This window comes from Falsiroseomonas oryzae (genome assembly GCF_027856955.1).
GTDB lineage: Bacteria > Pseudomonadota > Alphaproteobacteria > Acetobacterales > Acetobacteraceae > Falsiroseomonas > Falsiroseomonas oryzae.
The window spans coordinates 1-5,830 of record NZ_JAPSMD010000337.1; the positions used below are offsets into that span (position 1 = coordinate 1).

The 5,830-nt window shown below is 71.7% G+C and carries 8 protein-coding genes; 3 read left to right on the top strand and 5 right to left on the bottom strand.

The annotated features are described in order from the left end of the window. The 4 genes from OZN99_RS23570 to OZN99_RS23585 form a co-directional block, all read right to left on the bottom strand. The coding region (locus OZN99_RS23570) for a hypothetical protein (RefSeq protein ID WP_270937699.1) at positions 1-217 on the bottom strand (217 nt) is incomplete at its 3' end. Continuing rightward, on the bottom strand, positions 214-561 hold the full coding sequence (locus OZN99_RS23575; RefSeq protein ID WP_270937700.1) for a hypothetical protein: 348 nt from the start codon (positions 559-561) through the stop codon (positions 214-216). The genes OZN99_RS23575 and OZN99_RS23570, both read right to left, overlap by 4 nt. Beyond that, entirely contained in the window at positions 554-1,609 is a 1,056-nt protein-coding gene (gene hemB, locus OZN99_RS23580; protein ID WP_270937701.1) for a porphobilinogen synthase, read from the bottom strand. The genes OZN99_RS23575 and hemB overlap by 8 nt, the downstream gene beginning before the upstream one ends. Next, positions 1,606-2,919, bottom strand: coding sequence for an O-acetylhomoserine aminocarboxypropyltransferase/cysteine synthase family protein (locus OZN99_RS23585; protein WP_270937702.1), 1,314 nt, complete (start codon positions 2,917-2,919; stop codon positions 1,606-1,608). Before OZN99_RS23585 ends, hemB begins: the two co-directional genes overlap by 4 nt. 198 nt (positions 2,920-3,117) lie before the next feature. Between OZN99_RS23585 and rpiB the strand changes: the two genes are divergently transcribed. From rpiB to nrdR, 3 genes are all read left to right on the top strand, one after another. Further along, positions 3,118-3,579 (top strand): ribose 5-phosphate isomerase B, encoded by a 462-nt coding sequence (gene rpiB / locus OZN99_RS23590; RefSeq protein WP_270937703.1) that lies wholly within the window; start codon positions 3,118-3,120, stop codon positions 3,577-3,579. Then, entirely contained in the window at positions 3,576-4,877 is a 1,302-nt protein-coding gene (gene glyA, locus OZN99_RS23595; RefSeq protein ID WP_270937704.1) for a serine hydroxymethyltransferase, read from the top strand. The genes rpiB and glyA overlap by 4 nt, the downstream gene beginning before the upstream one ends. A gap of 156 nt (positions 4,878-5,033) precedes the next feature. Further along, positions 5,034-5,486 (top strand): transcriptional regulator NrdR, encoded by a 453-nt coding sequence (gene nrdR / locus OZN99_RS23600; RefSeq protein WP_270937705.1) that lies wholly within the window; start codon positions 5,034-5,036, stop codon positions 5,484-5,486. Positions 5,487-5,500: 14 nt separating this feature from the next. On the opposite strand, the gene OZN99_RS23605 is transcribed toward nrdR, so the two are convergent. Then, a partial coding sequence (locus OZN99_RS23605) for a hypothetical protein (protein ID WP_270937706.1) occupies positions 5,501-5,830 on the bottom strand: 330 nt, incomplete at its 5' end.

The window sequence follows — 5,830 nt, forward strand, 5'->3', positions numbered from 1 at the left end:
CGCGGCCCTGCATGGCGCGCAGCGCCGCGATCTCGGCCGCGACGCCCTGGCCGGGCGGGGCCAGCTTGAGCACGCGGTCGGCGCCGATCGCCACCAGGCGGGCGGTCGGGCTCTCAGCGATGACGGGGCCGGCCGGCAGGTCCCATGCCGCCGCGATCCGCGCGCCGCGCGCATCCAGCGTGGCGCGCCAGACGGCGAGGCGGCGGCGGCGCCTCACCCCTCCAGGCGGCGCGCGATGAAGCGGGGCGGCGCTTCCTCTTCCGGCCGGAGCCGTCCCGTCCGCAGCTTCACGCCCTGCCACCAGGACAGCGCATGAGCGGGTGGCGCAGGCAGGGACGGCAGCGTCGCGCGCTCGGCATCCGGCAGCAGCGCGCGGCGTGCGCAGCGGAGGCGCTGCAGCCGCCACCAGGCCAGGTTCTCCTCGTCGCCCGGCTCGGCATGACGGAAGGCCAGCAGCGCTTCCACCTCCGCGCGCTGCAGGCGCAGCGCTGCGACCGCGGGCTCCTCGTGCCGGTCGGAGGCGCCGTGCCAGGGGCGGCGCAGCGCCGCCCGCTCAGGCACGCTTCAGGAGGCGCGCGGCCTCCACCGCGAAATAGGTCAGCACGCCGTCGCAGCCCGCGCGCTTGAAGCCGAGCAGGCTCTCCATCATCGCCTTCTCGTGGTTCAGCCAGCCATTCTGCACGGCCGCCATGATCATCGCGTATTCGCCGGAGACCTGGTAGGCGAAGGTCGGCACGCGGAACTCGTCCTTCACCCGGCGCACGATGTCGAGATAGGGCATGCCCGGCTTGACCATGACCATGTCCGCCCCTTCCGCGAGGTCGAGCGCCACCTCGCGCAGCGCCTCGTCGGAGTTGGCGGGGTCCATCTGGTAGGTCTTCTTGTCGCCCTTCAGCGCGCCGCCCGAGCCCACCGCATCGCGGAACGGGCCGTAGAAGGCCGAGGCATATTTCGCGGCGTAGCTCATGATGCGGGTGTGGATCAGCCCGCGGGAGTCGAGCGCCGTCCGGATGGCACCGACGCGGCCGTCCATCATGTCGGAGGGCGCGATGACGTCGATGCCGGCCTCCGCCTGGATGACGGACTGGACCGCCAGGATCTCCAGCGTCTCGTCATTCGCCACGTAGTGCCCGCCCGGACCATCGCGCAGCACGCCGTCATGGCCGTGGTCGGTGTAGGGATCGAGGGCGACGTCGCCGACCAGGCCGAGGTCGGGGAACTCCGCCTTCAGCAGCCGCGCGGCGCGGCACATCAGGTTCTCCGGGTTCTTCGCCTCGGTCCCCTCGGCGTCCTTCTTCTCGGTCGGCGTGGCCGGGAACAGGGCGAGCGCGGGGATGCCGAGCTTCGCCGCGGGCTCCACATGCGCGGCCAGCCGATCCAGCGTCACGCGCTTCACGCCGGGCATGGAGGCGACCGCGCTCTCGGTCGCCGTGCCCTCGATGACGAAGATCGGCCAGATCAGGTCGTCCACCGAGAGGCGGTGCTCCGCCACCAGGCGCCGCGTGAAGGCGTCCACGCGGTTGCGGCGCGGACGGATGGCGGGGAAGGCGCCAGGCTGGCGCGGCTGCTCGACGCTGATCTGCACCTGGCCCTTTTCGAAGATGGTCATTCGGCCGCTGCCTTCATGCTCCCGCCGGCCGCGGCCAGCGCCTGGTCGAGGTCGGCGATGATGTCGTCGATGTGCTCGATGCCGATGGAGAGCCGGACATAGCCGGGGGTGACGCCGGACGCCGCCTGCTCCTCCACGGAGAGCTGGCTGTGCGTGGTGGTGGCGGGGTGGATCGCCAGGCTCCGCGCATCGCCGATGTTGGCGACGTGGTAGAACATCTTCAGCGCCTCGATGAACTGGCGGCCGGCCTCGGCACCCGCCTTCAGCTCGAAGCCGAGCAGGCTGCCATAGCCGCCCTTCAGCGCGGCATCGGCGCGGCGACGCGGTTCGCCTTCCATCAGGCTGGGATGGATGACGTGCGACACTGCCGGGTGCCCGGCCAGCCAGGCGGCGACTTTCAGCGCGTTGGCGCAGTGCCGTTCCATGCGCAGCGGCAGCGTCTCCAGCCCCTGCAGCGTCAGGAAGGCGTTCATCGGCGACATCGGCGCGCCGAGGTCGCGCAGCAGGATGACGCGCATGCGGATGATGTAGGCGATGGGGCCGAGCGGCTTCACCGCCTGCGTCCAGACCGCGCCGTGGTAGCTGGGATCGGGCTTGTTCAGCGTGGGGAAGCGCTCGGCATGGGCTTCCCAGTCGAAGTTGCCGCCATCTACGACCATGCCGCCGATGCTGGTGCCGTGGCCGCCGATCCACTTCGTCGTGGAGTGCATCACCACCGCCGCGCCGAGGGCGAGCGGCTTGCAGAGGATGGGGGCGGCGGTGTTGTCCATGATCAGCGGCACGCCGAGCTTCCGGCCGATGGCCGCGACCTCCGCGATCGGGAAGACCTGCAGCTTCGGGTTGGGCAGCGTCTCCGCGTAGTAGGCGCGGGTGCGGGCGTCGGTGGCGCGGGCGAAGGCCTCGGGGTCCTTCGGATCGACGAAGCGCACCTCCACGCCGAACTGCTTCATCGTGTTGGCGAAGAGGTTCCAGGTGCCGCCATAGAGGTCGGTGGAGGAGACGATGTTGTCCCCGGCCTCGCAGAGGTTGAGCACGCTGAAGGTGGTGGCCGCCTGGCCGGAGCCGAGCGCCAGGCCCGCCACGCCGCCTTCCAGCGCCGCGACGCGCTTCTCCAGCACGTCCACGGTGGGGTTCATGATGCGGGTGTAGATGTTCCCCAGTTCCTGCAGGGCGAAGAGCCGCTGGGCGTGGCCGGTGTCCTGGAACTGGAAGGAGGTCGTCTGGTGGATCGGCACGGCCACCGAGCCGGTGGTCGGGTCGGCCCGCCAGCCGGCATGCAGCGCGATGGTCTCCGGGTTGGTGTGGCTCACGGCCTTCCTCCGATCCTTGCGGCGGGAGTCGTGGCACAACCGCGGCGGGCAGGGGAAGGGCCGGGCGGGTTTTCTCCGGCCGGGCCCGGGCGGGGAAGGGGCTGCTCCGGGCGGCGCCCGCCAGGGCAGGGCTGCGGCGTGGCGCAAGACCTTGTGGCCGTGGTTCCGGTGGGCCACCGGGCGTGGTAACCCTGGGCCATGACCCCACAGGACATCCCGGTCGCGCTGGGCTCCGACCACGCCGGCGTCGCGTTGAAGGCGACGCTGTGCGAGGCGCTGGACCAGGCTGGCCATCCGACGCTCGACATGGGTACGCATGGGCCGGAGAGCGTGGACTACCCGGACTTCGCGAATGCCGTGGCCGCCGCGGTGCTGGACGGGCGGGCGCGCTTCGGCGTGCTGGTCTGCGGCACCGGCATCGGCATCTCGATCGCCGCCAACCGCCATCCCGGCATTCGCTGTGCCCTGGTGCACGACGTGACCGGCGCGCGGCTGAGCCGGGAGCACAATGACGCGAACATCCTGGCGCTCGGCGCCCGGGTGATCGGCCCGGAGGTGGCGCTGGACGCGCTCCGCGCCTTCCTTGCCACGCCCTTCGCCGGCGGCCGTCACGAGCGCCGCGTGCGGAAACTGACACCCGAATGGAGCCCGCGCCCATGAACGAGACCTCCCCCGCGGTGACCCCGGCGCGCTTCTTCCAGGCCTCGGTCGCCGAGACGGATCCGGAGCTGGCGCATGCCATCGCGCAGGAGCTCGGCCGGCAGCAGGACGGCATCGAGCTGATCGCCAGCGAGAACATCGTCTCCCGCGCCGTGCTGGAGGCGCAGGGCAGCGTGCTGACCAACAAGTATGCCGAGGGCTATTCCGGCCGCCGCTACTATGGCGGCTGCGAGTTCGTGGACATCGCCGAGGACCTGGCGATCGCCCGCGTGACGAAGCTGTTCGGCTGTGGCTTCGCCAATGTCCAGCCGCATAGCGGCGCGCAGGCCAATCAGGCGGTGTTCCTGGCCCTGCTGCAGCCAGGCGACGCCTTCATGGGGCTCGACCTCGCGGCGGGCGGGCACCTGACGCATGGGTCGCCGGCCAACCTCTCGGGCAAGTGGTTCAGGCCGGTGCCCTACACGGTGCGCCGCGAGGACCAGTTGATAGACATGGCGGAGGTCCGGCGCATCGCGCTGGAGAGCCGGCCGAAGCTGATCATCGCCGGCGGCAGCGCCTATGCCCGGCACTGGGACTTCGCGGGGTTCCGCGCCATCGCCGACGAGATCGGCGCGTATTTCATGGTGGACATGGCGCATTTCGCCGGGCTGGTCGCGGGTGGGGCGCATCCGTCCCCGTTCCCGCATGCGCATGTCGTGACCACCACCACGCACAAGACGCTGCGCGGGCCGCGCGGCGGGCTGATCCTGACCAATGACGAGGCGCTGGCGAAGAAGTTCAACAGCGCGGTCTTCCCGGGGCTGCAGGGCGGGCCGCTGATGCATGTCATCGCCGCCAAGGCGGTCGCCTTCGGCGAGGCGCTGAAGCCCGAGTTCCGAGCCTATGCGAAGCAGGTGGTGGCCAATGCGAAGGCGCTGGGGGCGGAGTTGCAGGCGCAGGGCCTGGATCTCGTCACCGGCGGCACCGACAATCACCTGGTGCTGGTGGACCTGCGGCCGAAGAAGCTGACCGGCAAGGTGGCGGAGGGCGGGCTGAACCGCGCGCACCTCACCTGCAACAAGAACGCCATTCCCTTCGACCCGGAGAAGCCGATGGTGACCTCCGGCATCCGGCTCGGCAGCCCGGCCGCCACAACGCGCGGCTTCGGGGAGGCGGATTTCCGCGAGGTGGCGAAGCTGATCGGCGAGGTGCTGGACGGCCTGGCCGCCGCGAATGCGCCGGAGGCGAACGCCGCCGTCGAGGAACGGGTGAAGGGCCGCGTGCTGGAGATGTGCCGGCGCTTCCCGATCTACGCCTGACAGATGGCACAAGCTGGCCAGGACCCGGACGGCGCATCGACCAGCCGGCCGCACAGCGGCCGGCGCCGCCCACCTGCCAGTGCCCCGAGGCGCACCGGCGGCGCGGCGAAGCCGAGCGGCCGGGTGGCCGCGCCCGGCGTCTGAGGGCATCGAACCATGCGCTGTCCCTTCTGCGGGAACGAGGACACCCAGGTGAAGGACAGCCGTCCGGCGGATGACGGCGCGTCGATCCGCCGGCGCCGGTCCTGCGCCGCCTGCGGCAACCGCTTCACCACCTTCGAGCGCGTGCAGCTGCGCGAGCTCACCGTCATCAAGTCCGATGGCCGCCGCGTGCCCTTCGACCGCGACAAGCTGGCGCGCAGCGTGCGCGTGGCGCTGCGCAAGCGCCCCTTCGACGAGGAGCGCATCGAGCGCATCGTCAACGGCATCCAGCGCCGGCTGGAAGTGGAGGCGGACAGCGAGGTGACCAGCCGGCGCATCGGCGACGTGGTGCTGGACACGCTGCGCGACGTGGACCAGGTGGCCTATGTGCGCTTCGCCTCGGTCTACCAGAACTTCCGCGAGGCGAAGGACTTCCAGGCTTTCCTCGGCAAGATCGACGCGAGCTGAGCGGGGTCGCCGCGTCAGCCGCGGCGCTGCGGGCGAAGCCGGCCCCAGCCGAGCAGTGCGACCGGCAGCAGGAACACCGCCGTGACGGCGAGCGCGAGCAGCGCCTCGGCCCGCGGCGTGAGCGCGGCCGCCGCGGCGGCCCAGACGAAGCTGCCGTTGCGGGCCACGGCGGTGACGAGCAGCGGCTCGGCGAGCGTCCGCGCATCCGTCGCGACGAGCCGGCCCGTCCCCCAGGCCACGCCGGCCGAGAGCGTCAGGCTGCTGCCGGCGAGCGCGAGCACGGCGACGCTGCCCGACGCGCCGAGCGCGCCGAACTCCGCCGTGAGCGTGCCGCCGGCCGAGAG

Coding starts and splice junctions, on each gene's coding strand:
- hemB (WP_270937701.1), bottom strand. CDS start 1,609: ATGACCATCTTCGAAAAGGGCCAGGTGCAGATCAGCGTCGAGCAGCCG.
- rpiB (WP_270937703.1), top strand. CDS start 3,118: ATGACCCCACAGGACATCCCGGTCGCGCTGGGCTCCGACCACGCCGGC.
- glyA (WP_270937704.1), top strand. CDS start 3,576: ATGAACGAGACCTCCCCCGCGGTGACCCCGGCGCGCTTCTTCCAGGCC.
- nrdR (WP_270937705.1), top strand. CDS start 5,034: ATGCGCTGTCCCTTCTGCGGGAACGAGGACACCCAGGTGAAGGACAGC.